Raw genomic sequence first — 16,636 nt, 5'->3', positions numbered from 1 at the left:
GTTTAAGCCTGTTCCAACGAGGTTTCAACACGGGTGGCGGTGGCTGGAACTTTCCCGGCCGCTACCAGACGCTTGTGCTGCTCGGCTTCGATGCGCTCGATCACGTCGACCGGCACCATATAGCCTTGATCATCGCGTGCAGCGTGGATCACGAAGTAGCCCACGGTGCCAACCAGACCAACGATGGCCAACCACCAGATGTGCCAGATCATCGCGAAACCGAACACGGTCAACAGAGCACCCATGACCAGACCGGTCGCGGTGTTGTTTGGCATGTGGATCGGCTCGTACTTGGCCGGTGCCTTGTACGCAGTGCCGTTTTCCTTGGCTTCGGTGAACGGGTCGATGCTGTCTGCTTTTGGCAGCACGGCAAAGTTGTAGAACGGTGGTGGCGACGAGGTCGACCATTCCAGGGTGTGGGCATTCCACGGGTCGCCGTGTTCGCACATGTTTTCTGGCTTGTTGCGGTCACGCACGCTGACATACAGCTGGATCAGCTGGCAGGCGATACCCGCAGCGATCATCACCGCACCGAACATGGCCACGTACAGGTACGGTACCCACTCAGGGTTGGTGGTGGCGTTCAGACGACGGGTCATGCCCATGAAGCCCAGTACATAGAGCGGCATGAACGCGACGAAGAAACCGGAGATCCAGAACCAGAATGCTGCCTTGCCCCAGCCTTCGTGCAGCTTGAAGCCGAACGCTTTCGGGAAGTAGAAGCCGAAACCTGCGATGTAACCGAATACTGCGCCGCCGATGATCACGTTGTGGAAGTGCGCGATCACGAACAGGCTGTTGTGCAGTACGAAGTCAGCACCCGGGATGGCCAGCAGTACGCCGGTCATGCCGCCGATGGCGAAGGTCACCATGAAGCCCAGGGTCCACAGAACCTGGCTGGTGAAACGCAGACGGCCTTGATAAATGGTGAACAGCCAGTTGAATAGCTTCACACCCGTCGGGATCGAAATCAGCATCGTCGCCAGACCGAAGAAGGCGTTGACGCTGGCACCCGAACCCATGGTGAAGAAGTGGTGCAGCCAAACCATGAAGCCCAAGATCGAGATCGCGCCGCTGGCGTAGATCATCGAGTGGTGGCCGAACAAACGCTTGCCGGTGAAGGTCGAGATGACTTCGGAGAAGATCCCGAACGCCGGCAGAATCAGGATGTAAACCTCGGGGTGACCCCAGGCCCAGAACAGGTTGACGTACATCATCGGATTGCCACCAAGTTCATTGGTGAAAATGTGGAAATCCATGTAACGGTCAAGTGTCAGCAAAGCCAGGGTAGCGGTCAGGATCGGGAACGAAGCCACGATCAGGACGTTGGCCCAGGTGCAGGTCCAGGTGAAGATCGGCATGTCCATCAGCTTCATGCCAGGGGTACGCATTTTCAGCACGGTGGCCAGGAAGTTGACCCCCGTCAGCGTCGTACCTAACCCGGATAGCTGCAGCGCCCAGATGTAGTAATCCATCCCCACGCCCGGGCTGTATTGCAGGCCCGACAGCGGCGGATAGGCAACCCAACCGGTCTTGGCGAATTCGCCAACGCCCAGGGACAGGTTGATCAGCACCACGCCGGAAACCAGCAGCCAGAAGCTCAGGGAGTTCAGGAACGGGTAGGCAACGTCACGCGCGCCGATCTGCAGCGGCACTGCAAGGTTCATCAGGCCGGTGAAGAATGGCATCGCCATGAAGATGATCATGATCACACCGTGAGCGGTGAAGATCTGGTCATAGTGTTCAGGTGGCAGGTAGCCAGGCGAACCCTCGGTGGCCATGGCCAACTGGGTACGCATCATGATGGCGTCGGCAAAACCACGCAGCAGCATGACCATGGCGACGATGATGTACATCACGCCGATTTTTTTGTGGTCGACCGAGGTCAACCACTCGGTCCACAAATAGGTCCACTTCTTGAAGTAGGTGATTGCAGCGAACAGTGCCAGACCGCCGAGCGCGATCATGGCGATGGTCACCATTACGATCGGTTCGTGGAACGGGACCGCTTCCCAACTTAATTTACCAAACATCGTTTACTCCTCTGCCCCGGCAGCTGAATGCGAACTCATGTCCATTCCTTCCATGGCGGCCACTTCGTGCTCTTTCTTCTCGTGGTGCACTGGCTTGCCCGGTTTCATGCCTTCGTACTTGTCGACGATGATCTGGAACAGGTTCGGCGTGACCGAGGAGTAAAGCTCGACTGGGTTGTTCTGGCTTTGTTTGGACAGGGCTGCGTATTCAGCTTGTTCAAGCTGTTTAGGTGCCTTTTTGACTTCGCTTACCCAGGCGTCGAAATCTTCCTGAGAAGTGGCGATAGCTTTGAATTTCATGCCGGTGAAACCCGCGCCGCTGTAGTTGGCGGAGATACCGTCCATTTCAGCGTTCTGATTGGCGATCAGGTGCAGTTTGGTCTGCATGCCCGCCATCGCGTAGATCTGACCGCCCAGAGCAGGGATGAAGAACGAGTTCATCACGGCGTCGGAAGTGATCTTGAAGTTGATCGGGGTGTGCGCCGGGAACACGATCTTGTTGACCGTGGCGATGCCTTGTTCCGGGTAGATGAACAGCCACTTCCAGTCCAGTGCGACCACTTCAATGGTGACCGGCTTGACGTCGGATTCCAGCGGCTTGTAAGGGTCCAGTGCGTGGGTCGACTTGTAGGTGACGTAACCCAGGGCAATGATGATCAGTACCGGAATAGTCCACACCGCGATTTCGATCTTGGTGGAGTGGGACCATTTTGGCGTGTAGACGGCGTCCTGGTTGGAAGCGCGGTATTTCCAGGCGAACAGGAACGTCATGACGATGACCGGCACGACGACCAACAGCATCAGCAGCGTTGCGGTGATGATCAGGTTTCGCTCATCCAGGCCGACCTGGCCCTTGGGATCGAGCAAGGTCATGTTGCAGCCTCCCAGCAACAACGTGCCGAGCAGCGGCAATAAGCCTAGTAGTCTGGGGTACCTGTTTTTACTCATCTCACGACCTCTAAAGCAGCTTGCGCAATGCAGTTGGGTTTTGATCGCCAACACTTCACCCTGCCAAGGGTTGGCATTTTTCTTGGATTGAATAAGGGCCTGCCCGTCGCGCATCAGACGCTGTTCGACAATTGCTGGGCCTGCGGTTAGTTCTTATTCGAATTCGTGGTCAAGGGCCTTGTTACAGACCAATTCCATTTGGTGCGGATTGTCGGAAGGCACCGACAAATGGGAGTCGCATGAAGCCATCAGGCCTCTCGACACCCTATTTCTGCTCATGCACCTGAGTCAGGGCGAGCAGTGCCGGGAATTCAGTGCGGGCGATTGTAGATATGTAGCGATTCATAAACCATGTCTCATCCCGAAATAATTTTTATCCGTTCCAGCAACAATCATTCACGGTTTTTGCAAAAGTGGGCCATGGTATCGAAATTAATTCTCAACAAAAACACCAAAAAATGTAGGTCTACCGCGCGAAGTTCAGACAGCTTCCTGGGCTCTGCGCTCGCCTCAGACCCTGCTCTACCCCCTATGTGACAAGGGCTTTGGCAATTCGCCAGCCCCTGTTAAAACTGCCTGTTTGGGCTGATTGGCGCTGAAAGCGCTAGTGGCTTGCAGAGCCTGTTTTGGGTACCTGGAGGTGTCCCGATTCCATGTCTTGAAATGACTTGCGACACTCGAGCTGTGACAACATGTCGCACACATGCCGCATCCATAATTGTCGCGAATCAAGGTCTTTTCATTTGAGCTTTGAACATGCAAAACGCCCCGGCCTCTCAACGAGGACCGGGGCGTTTTTTGTTTCCTGCAACGGTGTGGCGGACGGCCTCAGCGCAGCGCTTTGCGGTTACGTGAAGTGAGCAGCGGCACCAGCACCACGACCAGCACGAACGCCGTCAGCGCCCACTGTGCCAGGGACAAGCCAAGGATCGGCGGGTACGGCGTGGAGCAGAAACCGTCGACCTGGAAGCCCAAGGGGAAGATCTTCGCCAGCGGCAGACCGTCGACGATCGGTTGCAGCACATCGATGCCACAGCTGACTTCCGGGTACAGCTGGGTATAGACGTGATGCCCAGCCACCCCGGCGCCCGCGATGGCACAGATCACCACCAACACTTCGAACAGCGTGATGCTGCGGCGGGTGCGCATCGCCGCGCCGATAAACGCGAAGAGCGCGATCAGCAACAATGCGTAGCGCTGCAAGATGCATAGCGGGCACGGCGCCTCGCCCAGCACCACTTGCATGTACAGCGCGCCACCGATCAGCGCCAGGCAGATGATGCCCAGCAACACCAGATAGCGCCGTTCACGTCCCAACCGCATTGTTTCCTCGCTCATCGCGTTTCCCTTCTGTGTCCGTGGATCAGCTCGCTGGCGGCTGCGCTTGCAGCTGCTGCATCAGACTGATGTTGTCTTCGATATGCCAATTGGCCGCGATGCGACCGTTGTCGATCTGATAGATATCGGTTGCCCGGAAGTCTACACGCTGGCCCTGACCTTTGAGAGCCTTGAACGGGCCGGTGAAGTGCCCGCGAAAGTGCAGATGCACCACCACTCGATCACCGGCAATGATCATTTGCTCGATCTCGCAGCTCAGGTCCGGCACCGCCGTGCGAAAGAACTTCGACGCCAGCAGCGGCCCGGTCGGCCCCTGACCCCGGCCTTCGGGCGGGGTCTTGTCGACGAACTGCTCCGATAAGGCCGCCTTGGCCAATGCCTCCTCCCCGGTGTTCCAGAAGCTGCCGTAACGCCGGGCGGCCAATTCCATGGAATCGCGCTGCGCCTTGGGCAGGCTCTGATCGACGATCAGGCTCTGCGGCTGGAGCAAGGCCGATTCGGCAGAAGCAAACGGACTCGCCAGCAGCGCAGCGGTCAGGCTGAGGCCGGCCAGGGTTAAACGGCGGGAGAAAGAGATGTGAGTCATGGGGCGATCCTGATCATGTAAACGAACGAGCGCCTATCATCAGCATCGGGGAATAAACGATAAACCGGTTAAGAACGGATTAACCTTTAAGCGTTTTTTACGAATCGAAAATCAAAAGATCGCAGCCTCTGGCAGTTCCTACGGGGTGTACACGATCCTCTGTAGGCGCTGCCGAAGGCTGCAAATCTTTTAAAAAACCTTACTCCAACGCCGCTGCCGGTCCGAAGAACTCGTAACGGCTTTGCTTCTCCGGCACACCCAAGGCCTTGAGGTGACGCTTGATCGCCGACATGAAGCCTTTAGGCCCCAGGAAGTAAGCATCCACATCACGCTGCTGCGGCAACCATTCGCCGAGTTGCTCCTGGCTCAGCAGGCCAACCTTGTCCGCCGCAGGGCTGACACCATCGTCTTCGGCGTAGCAATAGAAACGCTTGAGCTGCGGATGACGTTCGGCCAGCCCGTCGATCCAGTCGCGGAAGGCATGCACGCTGCCGTTGCGCGCGCAGTGGATAAAGTGCACCGGCCGCTCGGTCGCCAGCGCCGCTTCGAGCATCGCCAGCGTTGGGGTGATGCCAACACCGCCACTGATCAGCACCAGCGGTTTGTCGCTGGCGGTCAGGGTGAAGTCGCCCGCTGGCGGGAACAGCATGATGCTCGCACCGACGTGCAATTGATCGTGCAAATGGTTGGAGGCACGACCGCCGGTTTCACGCTTGACGCTGATGCGGTACTGGCCCTTGTTGGCCAGCGCCGACAGCGAATAGTTACGCCGGATCTCTTCGCCATCGAGGATCAGTTTCATACCGATGTACTGACCAGGCTCGGCCTCGAGAATCGGCCCTTTGTCCGCCGGTTCGAAGTAGAACGAGATGATTTCCGCGCTTTCCTCGACCTTGGCCGCCACGATGAATTCCCGCGCGCCGCGCCAGCCGCCCGGTGCCTGGGCTTTCTGGTCGTAAATGCTGGCTTCAGCACCGATCAGAATCTCGGCCAATTGGTTGTAGGCCGCGCCCCAGGCGCTCATCACTTCAGGCGTGGCGATTTCTTCACCCAGCACTTCAGAGATTGCTCGCAACAGGCAGCTGCCCACGATCGGGTAATGTTCCGGGAGGATTTGCAGGGCCACGTGCTTGTTGATGATCTTGGCCACCAGATCGCCCAACTGATCGAGCTGGTCAATGTGCCGCGCATACATCAACACACCGTTGGCCAAGGCGCGAGGCTGATCGCCGCTGGCCTGGTGGGCCTGGTTGAACAGCGGGCGGACTTCCGGGTATTCGGAGAGCATCATGCGGTAGAAGTGAGTGATCAACGCTTCGCCACCGCTTTCCAGCAACGGTACGGTGGATTTGACGATGGCACGGTCTTGAACGCTAAGCATAAGAGCAACTCCTGGGCTTTATATGAATACCCTTTGCTTATCAGTTTCCATGCCAACAATTAAAACCTTATAAATCAATAAGTTAAAAACATAGTAGTCATATCGACACACATCGCTTTATAGTCATAGCGACTACACGGAGTCATTATGACTGCAAAATTACTGCTCACGACCCTGCTGCCCCTGGTCTCCGACCTGTCCCGCGAGCTGCCCGAAGGCGAGCGCTATCGGCGCTTGCTCGAAGCCATGCGCGCCCTGCTCCCTTGCGACGCCGCCGCCCTGCTGCGACTCGACGGCGAATGGCTGGTGCCGCTGGCCGTGGACGGGTTGAGCACCGACACCCTCGGCCGACGCTTCAAGATCAGCGAACACCCGCGCTTCGAAGTGCTGCTCAGCAGTCCCGGCCCGACCCGCTTCGCCGCCGACAGCGACTTGCCCGACCCTTATGACGGCCTGGTCGATGGCCTGCACGAGCATTTGGAAGTCCACGACTGCATGGGCTGCCCGCTGTTTATCGACGAGCGCCCGTGGGGTTTGCTGACCCTCGACGCCCTTGACCCTGAACGTTTTGAACCGATCGAACTGGACGCCCTGCAAGCCTTCGCCAGCCTCGCCGCCGCCACGGTCAACGCCGCCGAGCGCATCGAACGGCTGGCCAATCGCGCAGAAGACGAACATCAGCGCGCCGAGGTTTACCGACAGGCCAGCGGCCAGCAGAGCCGCGAAATGATCGGCCAGAGCAAGGCTTACAAACGCCTGGTGGAAGAAATCAACCTGGTGGGCGGCAGTGATCTGACGGTGCTGATCACCGGGGAAACCGGGGTCGGTAAAGAGCTGGTGGCCCAGGCTATCCACGCCGCGTCGCCCCGGGCCGACAAACCGATCATCAGCCTCAACTGCGCCGCCCTGCCGGACACCCTGGTGGAGAGCGAACTGTTCGGCCATGTGCGTGGCGCCTTCACCGGCGCGATGAACGATCGTCGCGGCAAGTTCGAACTGGCCAACGGCGGCACGTTGTTCCTCGATGAAGTGGGCGAACTGTCGCTGGCGGTGCAGGCCAAATTGTTGAGGGTGCTGCAGAGCGGGCAATTGCAGCGGTTGGGGTCGGACAAGGAACATCAGGTCGACGTGCGGCTGATCGCAGCGACCAACCGCGACCTGGCCGAGGAAGTACGCAGCGGCCGCTACCGCGCCGACTTCTATCATCGCCTGAGCGTTTACCCGCTGCTGGTGCCCGCATTGCGAGATCGCGGTCGGGATGTGCTGTTGCTCAGCGGCTATTTCCTGGAGCAAAACCGCTCACGCATGGGCCTCAACAGCCTGCGCCTGACCAGCGATGCCCAAGCGGCATTGTTGGGGTATGGTTGGCCGGGGAACGTGCGGGAGCTTGAGCACTTGATTGGCCGCAGCGCGTTGAAGGCGCTGGGTAATTGCACGCAACGGCCGAAGATTCTCAGCTTGAGCGCGGCGGATCTGGATTTGCCCAATGGCGGCGTTGAGCACGTGTCGGAACCCGTGGTTGCTGCGCCGGCGGCTGAGTTGGTTTCAGGGGATTTGCGTGAAGCCACTGAGCACTATCAGCGCCAACTGATCAGCGCTTGCCTGGAACGGCATCACCACAACTGGGCCAGCGCGGCGCGGGAGTTGGGTCTGGATCGGGCGAACCTGGGGCGGATGGCCAAGCGGTTGGGCATGAAATAGTTTCACCAGAATGAAGTAATACTCTTGTGGCGAGGGCGCTTGCTCCCGTTGGAGTGCGCAGCGCTCCTAAATCAGTCGCCGCGTTGTATCAGGCAATACGCAGTTGCCGGTTTTGCGACTGCTACGCAGCCGAGCGGGAGCAAGCTCCCTCGCCACAGGGGTCACCGTTTGGCTGGCAATGGGCATTTCCCCTAAAGCCAGCCCCCAACAAGTCGATAACCCGGCATCGATAGCTGTTGGCGATGCTCATAATCGCCTCACCTTTTCCACAGAAGGTTTTTATGTCTTCCAACAAAGCCCGCGCAGATTCACTTTCGCTTCTGCTGTTTACCTTGCGCAGCGGCAAGCTGATGGCGATCAACCTGCTGAAAGTCAGCGAAATCATCCCCTGCCCGCCGCTGACCAAGCTGCCGGAGTCGCATCCCCACGTCAAAGGCATCGCCACCCTGCGCGGCGCCTCGTTGTCGGTGATCGACCTGAGTCGCGCCATCGGCGAACGACCGCTGGAAGACCCGAACGGTGGCTGCCTGATCGTCACCGACGTCAGCCGCTCCAAACAGGGCCTGCATGTTCAGGCGGTGAGCAAGATCGTCCACTGCCTGACCACCGACATCCGTCCACCGCCCTTCGGCTCTGGCGGCGTGCGCTCATACATCACCGGTGTGACGTCGGTCGACGGCACGCTGGTGCAGGTGCTGGACATCGAAAAGGTCATCCACGGCATTGCGCCGGCACAGATCGAAATGGCCCCGACCGAATTGAGCATGGAAGACGCCGAAGTGCTGGGCAATGCACGGATTCTGGTGGTCGATGACAGCCAGGTCGCCCTGCAACAATCGGTGCACACCCTGCGCAACCTCGGCCTGCAATGCCACACCGCGCGCAGCGCCAAGGAAGCCATCGATTGCCTGCTGGACCTGCAAGGCACCGCCCAGCAGATCAACCTGATCGTCTCGGACATCGAAATGTCGGAGATGGACGGCTATGCCTTCACCCGCACCCTGCGGGAAACCCCGGACTTCTCGCACCTCTATGTGCTGCTGCACACGTCGCTGGACAGCGCGATGAACAGCGAGAAGGCTCGACTGGCCGGGGCCAACGCGGTGCTGACCAAGTTCTCCTCGCCAGAACTGACCAAGTGCCTGATCGAGGCGGCCAGGGTCGTCGCCGAACAAGGTCACTGAGTGTTGGCCGAGGAATTTTGCTCTCTGATGCGGCGCAACCTCGCTGAGGATGTGCCGCTTTCCACTTGGCCAAATGGCGTTGAGCTGACCGAGTACCGTCCCGAACTTGCCGAAGCCGTTCATCACTTGATGGAACTGGGCTATCGGGATGGTGGCGGCCGCGTACCGGCGCTGGAAGTCTGGCAACAGCGGTTTGAAGCCGATCCTGAATACGATCCGACCCTGTGCTTCATCGCTCTGGATGCCGAAGGCATCGTCGGCGTCGCCCAGTGCTGGACCAGTGCCTACATCAAGGATTTGGTGGTGCACCCGCGTGCTCGAGGCCTCGGACTTGGCCGTGCGCTGCTGCTCCATACTTTCAAGGTGTTTGCGCAGAGCCGCGAAGGTTTTGTGGATTTGAAGGTGCGGGAAGACAACCTTCGGGCGCGGGGTTTGTATGAAAGTGCCGGGATGTATGTGGTCCGGCGGGAGCCGGTGCCTGTCTGATACACCGCTTTCGCGAGCAAACCATCAGGCATACTCCGACCTTGACCACTACACGCCAAGGATGCCCGATCATGAAAGCCACCACCCTGACCTTCCTCTGTCTCACCACCCTCGCCGCCCAGGCCCACGCCTCCAGCCCCGATGCCTGGGCCGCCTTCGACAAAGCCGTGCTCGCCAGTTGCACCAAGGCCAGCGGCCTGAAAAACACCAAACCCGTCGGCAATGCCGCGCAGTTCGATGACCGGGTCGGTTATACCGCACTCCTGCTGCAAGGCCAGTACCCGCAAAAACACATGAAAGGCCAGCAAGGCACCGAGCTGTGCCTCTACAACAAGAAAAGCAAAACCGCCTACGTCACCGAATGGGACTCCATCCGTCCAACCACAAAAGTGCAGTGAATGGCGCATAACTTGCTTTGGCACAGGCCTTTGCGGTGGCTTTCTGTCGCCGTTTCATGCCCTCACAGGTCACTGGCCGTTCAATGAATACACCGTTTTCCTGCGTAGGTTGTGGCAAATGCTGCACCGACCACCACGTGCCCCTGACACTGGCTGAAGCCCGCATGTGGGCGGCCGATGGCGGCCAGGTGATCGTGCTGGTGGAAGCCTTTCTCGCCAATGGCCTGGGCCTGCCAACACAACAACGCGAACACGCCGAACGCCGTTCGATGCCGGTTCGCAGCGGCGCCTGCGAGGCGCACGTGGCGATCACCTTTGCCGCCTACAACGTCGGCCCTTGCCGGAATCTTGACGAAGACAACCTCTGCCGCATCTACGAACGCCGACCGCTGGTGTGCCGCATCTATCCAATGGAAATCAACCCGCACATCTCGCTCAACCCGGCGGCGAAGGATTGTCCGTCCGAGTCGTGGGAAAAAGGCCCGGATCTGATTGTTGGCGGTGAATTGGTCGATCAGGAACTCGCAGGATTGATCCAGCGTTCCCGCCAGGCGGATCGCGATGAGATTCAGGCTAAAGATGCGATTTGCGCGCTATTGGGGATTCGGACGACAGCGCTGAAGGGCGATGGGTTTACTGCTTATCTGCCAGACATGACCGCGTTCGCCATGGTTATCGATCAGGTGGCGCAGCAATCGCAGGCGGGGTCGGGCGGTGAATGGGTGTTTCATGTGTCTGGCGATGATATCGCCGGGCAAGTGCTGGCGGCCGGGGCGCAGGTGGTGACTGAAGCGCCGCTGAACTACGCGTTTATTTCGTTGCGGGCGACCTGAGCCAGAGGGTGTGTTGTATTGAATGGCCGTCATCGCGAGCAGGCTCGCGATGACGGCAGATCAAGCACCGCGCAGGTAAAAACTCAGCGCTTGCCCATCGAACGACGAGTGCCGGGAGGCGCTGCGCCCGGGGTCTTGGTGTGGCCGTTCTTGGCGCCATTCTTGTACCAAGGCTGGCTGGCGCCCTTCGCTGCGGCCAGTTCGCCCGGCTTAAACGGAAACTTGAACGCCGGGATCGCCGCTTTGGTTTCGCTGTCGGCGCTGGAGTCGACGCTGTCGGGCAGGTCTGCCTGGTCGTCGCGCAAAGCGTCGGCAACCGGCGGTTGTGTCGGGGAAGTCATGAAAGCTCCGGGTGATGCTAAAGAGTCGGGCCCGGTAGGCGAGCCGCGAAAGGCGGCAGTATACCTGTGTCGGGGGCCGCAAGCTTCAAGCCGCGAGCGAGTCCGTCGGGTTTTGTGCTGACGGACCTGCCGCCTTCGCGGGCAAGCCTCGCTCCTACAGGTCATGTGTCGATCACATCGAATTCTGTAGGAGCTAGGCTTGCCCGCGAAGAACGATAACGCGGTCAATCTGACTGAACGCCTGCCTACGTCTGCGGATCGACGTTATCCAGCGCCCGGTTCACCGCCAGCTCCGCCAGCATGATGCTCTGTTGAATCGCCAGCGCCGTGTAGCGCTGCGGGCCGGTCAGGTCGTTGGCGAAATCGCTGGCCAGGACACTCGCCGTGGCTAACGATTCGTAGGCGTGGGCCAAGAGGCTTTCGGTATCCATATTCGGGGCGACCATGAACATGGTGCTGGGGCGGCGTTTTTTTTCGGTGTAGGGCGTTGGGGGATCGAGGTAGTAGTCGAGCGCGCGTTTTATAGCTTCGCGGTCTTTGAGTAATTCTTCGGCGCGAGGGGCGTCGGGGCTGGTTTTGTTGAAGTTCGAATCAGAATCATCGTTTTCCATTTGTAGCTCCTAATCTCAATTGGAGCCATCACTTGCCGTTATGGTCGTGAGGCTTTCGCCTGCGTTTCGGGGATCTCACGCCCGGCCGCTGAATTTGCAGCGACAGCCAAAGACTAGAGAGCCCGCTTCCGACGGACAACCTGAAAGATGCGTGGGAAAGGTCTGCGTTCTGATACATCCATTAAACATTCAAAAACAGCATTCACCCCACATCCCCACGTCCAACACCGAGTTCTCGTCTGACACTGATTACTGTAGGAGCTGTCGAGTGAAACGAGGCTGCGATCTTTTGATCTTGAAAATCAACATCAAAAGATCGCAGCCTTCGGCAGCTCCTACATGGGTTTGTGTACACCCGTTATAGATGGGGCGGTTGTCAGACCGACAAGATCAGGGGATCAGCAGCAATCAGGAGAGGTCCAAACTGACAGAGCCGTCAGTTACCAGTCACGCTCCTGACCGGCGAACAGGTTTATAAAGGAAGGTATAAACCTGACAAAACCCAGACCACTCAGCCCGGCGCCCCACTCGCATGCGAATTCAGAAAAAAACCGCCCTGCTCGCCGCCCTTCTGATCGCCCTGGCAGCGACGGGCGTTTGGTACGCCACCAAACCCACCACCGCCAAACTGGCCGCCCCCACCGCCATCCCCGTGCGTGTGGTCAGCGTCGCTGAAAAAGATATGCCCCGCTACGTCAGCGGCATCGGCTCGGTGTTGTCCTTGCACAGCGTGGTCGTGCGCCCGCAAATCGACGGCATCCTCACCAAACTGCTGGTCAAGGAAGGCCAACTGGTGAACCAAGGCGACCTGCTGGCCACCCTCGATGACCGCTCGATCCGCGCCAGCCTCGACCAGGCCCGGGCGCAACTGGGCGAAAGCCAGGCGCAACTGCAAGTGGCCCAGGTCAACCTTAAGCGCTACAAATTGCTCAGTGTCGACGACGGCGTGTCCAAACAGACCTACGACCAGCAACAAGCCCTGGTCAACCAACTCAAAGCCACCGCCCAAGGCAATCAGGCCTCGATCGACGCCGCTCTGGTGCAGCTTTCCTACACACAGATTCGCTCGCCAGTCACCGGTCGCGTCGGGATTCGCACGGTGGATGAAGGCAACTTCCTGCGCATGACCGATACCCAAGGCCTGTTCACAGTGATTCAGATCGACCCGATCGCGGTGGAGTTTTCCCTGCCGCAGCAAATGCTGCCGACCCTGCAAGGCCTGATCAACAATCCACAGCAAGCACCGGTCAAGGCTTACATCGGCGCCGACACTGACGGTGAAACCGGCAACCTGCTGGGCGAAGGCCACCTGACCCTGATCGACAACCAGATCAGCGCCAACACCGGCACCATCCGCGCCAAGGCCGAATTCGCCAACCCGGCACAGAAACTCTGGCCGGGCCTGCTGGTGACGGTAAAGATTCAGACTGCACTGGATAAAAATGCGCTGGTGGTGCCACCCACCGTCGTACAACGCGGCCTCGATCAACATTTCGTCTACCGGGTCAACGGCGACAAGGTCGAAGCCGTGCAGGTGCAGATGGTCTACCAAGGTAGTGGCCAGAACATAATAAAAGGCGTGAAACCAGGCGATGTACTGGTCAGCGATGGCCAATCACGGCTCAAGCCCGGCGCCACGGTTCAGGTACTGACCGAGCCGCCGCAAGTGGTCCAGTCGGAGCCAAAACCATGAAGGGCCACGGTTCGATTTCCGCGTGGTGCATCGATCATCCGGTGGCGACAGTCCTGCTGACCTTTGCCCTTGTATTGCTCGGCGTCATCGCCTTCCCGCGACTGTCGATTGCGCCACTGCCGGAAGCGGAATTCCCGACCATTCAGGTGGCCGCGCAACTGCCCGGCGCCAGCCCGGAGACCATGGCCTCGTCGGTGGCCACGCCGCTTGAAGTGCAATTCAGCGCCATCCCCGGCGTGACCCAGATGACCTCGAGCAGCGCCTTGGGCTCGACCATCCTGACCCTGCAATTCACCCTCGACAAAAGCATCGACACCGCCGCCCAGGAAGTCCAGGCCGCGATCAACACCGCCGCCGGCAAGCTGCCCAAAGACATGCCGAACCTGCCGACCTGGCGCAAGGTCAACCCGGCCGACAGCCCGGTGCTGATCCTCAGCATTAATTCACTGCAAATGCCCGGCACCGAACTCAGCGATTTGGTGGAAACCCTGCTCGCCCGTCAGATCAGTCAGATCGACGGTGTCGGCCAAGTCAATATCACCGGTCAGCAACGTCCGGCGATTCGCGTGCAGGCCTCGGCGGACAAACTCGCCGCCATTGGCCTGACCCTGGCGGATATTCGCCTGGCGATCCAGCAAACCAGCCTCAACCAGGCCAAAGGTGCGTTGTACGGCGAGTCGAGCATTTCGACCCTGTCCACCAACGACCAGTTGTTCCACCCCGAGGATTACAGCCAACTCATCGTTTCCTACAAGAACGGTGCTCCGGTTCATCTCAAGGACGTCGCCAAAGTCGTCAACGGTTCGGAAGATGCCTACATCCAGGCCTGGGCTGACGGCCAGCCGGGGGTGAACCTGGTGATTTTCCGGCAACCGGGGGCCAACATCGTCGAGACCGTTGATCGTATTCAAGCGGCCCTGCCGACACTGGATGCCATGCTGCCGGCCTCGGTGCAGGTCAAGGTGTTGATCGATCGCACCCAGACCATCCGCGCCTCGCTGCATGAAGTGGAAGTCACCCTGCTGATCGCGGTCCTGTTGGTGGTGGCGGTGATGGCGCTGTTCCTGCGGCAGTTGTCGGCGACCCTGATCGTGACGGCGGTGCTCGGGGTGTCGCTGATCGCCAGCTTCGCCCTGATGTACATCATGGGCTTCAGCCTGAATAACCTGACGCTGGTGGCGATCGTGGTGTCCGTCGGGTTTGTGGTCGACGATGCGATTGTGGTGGTGGAAAACATTCACCGCCACCTGGAGGCCGGCGATGGCATGCGCGAGGCGGCGATCAAGGGTGCCGGCGAGATCGGTTTTACCGTGGTCTCGATCAGTTTCTCACTGGTGGCAGCATTCATTCCGCTGCTGTTCATGGGCGGTGTGGTCGGGCGGCTGTTCAAGGAATTCGCCCTGACCGCGACCTCGACCATCATGATTTCGGTGGTGGTGTCCCTGACGCTCGCACCGACGTTGGCTGCACTGTTCATGCGCGCACCGGCGCATCACGCCCACGGCAAACCGGGTTTCGGCGAACGTATGTTGGCGCTGTACGAGAAAGGCCTGAGCCGCGCCCTCGCCCATCAAAAGTTGATGATCGGTGTGTTCGGCCTGTCCCTCAGTCTGGCCATCGCCGGTTACATCTTCATCCCCAAAGGTTTCTTCCCGGTGCAGGACACCGGTTTTGTCCTCGGCACCACCGAAGCAGCTGCAGACATTTCCTACGGCGACATGGTGAAAAAACACTTGGCGATGGCCGAAATCGTCGCCGCCGACCCCGCCGTCGAGACGTTCTCTCACTCGGTCGGTGTTTCGGGCAGCAACCAGACCATCGCCAATGGTCGCTTCTGGATTTCGCTGAAAAAACGCAGCGACCGCGATGTGTCCGCCAGCCAGTTCATCGACCGGATTCGCCCGCAACTGATGAAAGTCCCGGGTATCGTGCTGTACCTGCGCGCCGGGCAAGACATCAACCTCAGTTCCGGCCCGAGCCGCGCCCAGTACCAATATGTGCTCAAGAGCAACGACGGTGCCCTCCTGAGTACCTGGACCCAGCGCCTGACGGAAAAACTGCGCAGCAACCCGGCGTTCCGTGACATTTCCAACGACTTGCAACTGGGCGGCAGCATCACCCACATCAGCATCGACCGCAGCGCCGCAGCGCGTTTCGGCCTGACCGCCAGCGATGTCGACGAGGCGCTGTACGACGCCTTCGGTCAGCGGCAGATCAATGAATTCCAGACCCAGACCAATCAATACAACGTGATTCTGGAACTGGACACCAAACAGCGCGGCAAGGCCGAAAGCCTCAACTATTTCTACCTGCGCTCGCCACTGAGTGGGGAAATGGTGCCGCTGTCGGCCCTGGCGAAATTTGATGCGCCGACCATCGGCCCGCTGTCCATCGCTCACGACGGGATGTTCCCGGCGGCCAACCTGTCATTCAACCTGGCATCCGGCGTGGCGTTGGGTGATGCGGTGATCATGCTCAACCAGGCCAAGGCTGACATCGGTATGCCGGCCGCCATCAGCGGTAACTTCCAGGGCGCGGCCCAGGCGTTCCAGAGTTCGCTGGCCAGCCAGCCGTGGTTGATTCTGGCGGCGTTGGTGGCGGTGTACATCATTCTTGGCGTGCTGTACGAGAGCTTCGTGCATCCGCTGACGATCATCTCGACCCTGCCCTCGGCGGGGCTCGGGGCGGTGATCATGCTATGGATCTGCGGCCAGGACTTTTCGATCATGGCGCTGATCGGGCTGGTGTTGCTGATCGGCATCGTCAAGAAGAACGGCATTCTGATGATCGACTTCGCGCTGGAAGCCCAGCGCAACCGTGGCCTGCCGCCGCAAGAGGCGATCCATGAGGCCTGCCTCACACGGTTCCGGCCGATCATCATGACCACCCTCGCCGCCCTGCTCGGCGCCCTGCCGTTGATGCTCGGCTACGGCACCGGCGCCGAACTGCGCCAGCCATTGGGTATCGCGGTAGTCGGCGGCTTGCTGGTGAGCCAGGCGCTGACGCTGTTCACCACGCCGGTCATATACTTGTGGCTTGAGCGGCTATTCCATAGACCCACACCAGCACAGCAGCCGGTGCTGGCGACCACAGACTGAGGCGG

At 59.5% G+C, this 16,636-nt stretch carries 14 protein-coding genes; 7 read left to right on the top strand and 7 right to left on the bottom strand.

From position 1 onward, the window contains the following. Nucleotides 1-2: 2 nt before the first annotated feature. The 5 genes from cyoB to hmpA form a co-directional block, all read right to left on the bottom strand. Nucleotides 3-2,033, bottom strand: a complete 2,031-nt coding sequence (gene cyoB / locus AC1RO5_RS26670; protein WP_493178558.1) for a cytochrome o ubiquinol oxidase subunit I — start codon at nt 2,031-2,033, stop codon at nt 3-5. A 3-nt stretch (nt 2,034-2,036) separates the two neighbouring features. Beyond that, nucleotides 2,037-2,981, bottom strand: coding sequence for a ubiquinol oxidase subunit II (gene cyoA, locus AC1RO5_RS26665; RefSeq protein ID WP_026286728.1), 945 nt, complete (start codon nt 2,979-2,981; stop codon nt 2,037-2,039). An 828-nt stretch (nt 2,982-3,809) separates the two neighbouring features. Next, nucleotides 3,810-4,319: a disulfide bond formation protein B gene (locus tag AC1RO5_RS26660; protein WP_493178556.1), complete on the bottom strand. Its 510-nt coding sequence runs from the start codon at nt 4,317-4,319 to the stop codon at nt 3,810-3,812. Nucleotides 4,320-4,344: 25 nt separating this feature from the next. Further along, nucleotides 4,345-4,905: an ester cyclase gene (locus tag AC1RO5_RS26655; protein WP_493178555.1), complete on the bottom strand. Its 561-nt coding sequence runs from the start codon at nt 4,903-4,905 to the stop codon at nt 4,345-4,347. Nucleotides 4,906-5,104: 199 nt separating this feature from the next. Beyond that, nucleotides 5,105-6,286: an NO-inducible flavohemoprotein gene (hmpA, locus tag AC1RO5_RS26650; RefSeq protein WP_493178554.1), complete on the bottom strand. Its 1,182-nt coding sequence runs from the start codon at nt 6,284-6,286 to the stop codon at nt 5,105-5,107. Between the two features lie 147 nt (nt 6,287-6,433). On the opposite strand from hmpA, the gene norR reads away from it, so the two are divergent. The 5 genes from norR (at nt 6,434) to AC1RO5_RS26625 (ending at nt 10,888) form a co-directional block, all read left to right on the top strand. After that, nucleotides 6,434-7,987 (top strand): nitric oxide reductase transcriptional regulator NorR, encoded by a 1,554-nt coding sequence (gene norR, locus AC1RO5_RS26645; protein ID WP_493178553.1) that lies wholly within the window; start codon nt 6,434-6,436, stop codon nt 7,985-7,987. 281 nt (nt 7,988-8,268) lie between these two features. Beyond that, nucleotides 8,269-9,171 carry a chemotaxis protein CheV gene (locus AC1RO5_RS26640; protein ID WP_493178551.1) on the top strand — a complete coding sequence of 301 codons (903 nt, stop codon included), beginning with the start codon at nt 8,269-8,271 and terminating at the stop codon, nt 9,169-9,171. Nucleotides 9,172-9,198: 27 nt separating this feature from the next. Further along, on the top strand, nt 9,199-9,657 hold the full coding sequence (locus AC1RO5_RS26635; protein ID WP_493178550.1) for a GNAT family N-acetyltransferase: 459 nt from the start codon (nt 9,199-9,201) through the stop codon (nt 9,655-9,657). A gap of 71 nt (nt 9,658-9,728) precedes the next feature. After that, on the top strand, nt 9,729-10,055 hold the full coding sequence (locus AC1RO5_RS26630; protein WP_493178548.1) for a hypothetical protein: 327 nt from the start codon (nt 9,729-9,731) through the stop codon (nt 10,053-10,055). An 83-nt stretch (nt 10,056-10,138) separates the two neighbouring features. After that, on the top strand, nt 10,139-10,888 hold the full coding sequence (locus tag AC1RO5_RS26625; RefSeq protein WP_493178547.1) for a YkgJ family cysteine cluster protein: 750 nt from the start codon (nt 10,139-10,141) through the stop codon (nt 10,886-10,888). Between the two features lie 83 nt (nt 10,889-10,971). Here the strand turns inward: AC1RO5_RS26625 and AC1RO5_RS26620 are convergent, their stop codons facing one another. Beyond that, nucleotides 10,972-11,229 (bottom strand): hypothetical protein, encoded by a 258-nt coding sequence (locus AC1RO5_RS26620; protein ID WP_493178545.1) that lies wholly within the window; start codon nt 11,227-11,229, stop codon nt 10,972-10,974. Nucleotides 11,230-11,474: 245 nt separating this feature from the next. Then, on the bottom strand, nt 11,475-11,840 hold the full coding sequence (locus AC1RO5_RS26615) for a DUF6124 family protein (protein ID WP_493178544.1): 366 nt from the start codon (nt 11,838-11,840) through the stop codon (nt 11,475-11,477). 532 nt (nt 11,841-12,372) lie between these two features. On the opposite strand from AC1RO5_RS26615, the gene AC1RO5_RS26610 reads away from it, so the two are divergent. Continuing rightward, nucleotides 12,373-13,533, top strand: a complete 1,161-nt coding sequence (locus tag AC1RO5_RS26610) for an efflux RND transporter periplasmic adaptor subunit (RefSeq protein ID WP_493178543.1) — start codon at nt 12,373-12,375, stop codon at nt 13,531-13,533. After that, entirely contained in the window at nt 13,530-16,631 is a 3,102-nt protein-coding gene (locus AC1RO5_RS26605; protein ID WP_493178541.1) for a multidrug efflux RND transporter permease subunit, read from the top strand. Before AC1RO5_RS26610 ends, AC1RO5_RS26605 begins: the two co-directional genes overlap by 4 nt. The last annotated feature ends 5 nt before the right edge of the window (nt 16,632-16,636 follow it).

Source organism: Pseudomonas sp. GW822-FHT02G04 (assembly GCF_058802085.1).
Note: the sequence above shows the minus strand (reverse complement) of the source record. Positions and strands in the feature narration are given on the sequence as shown.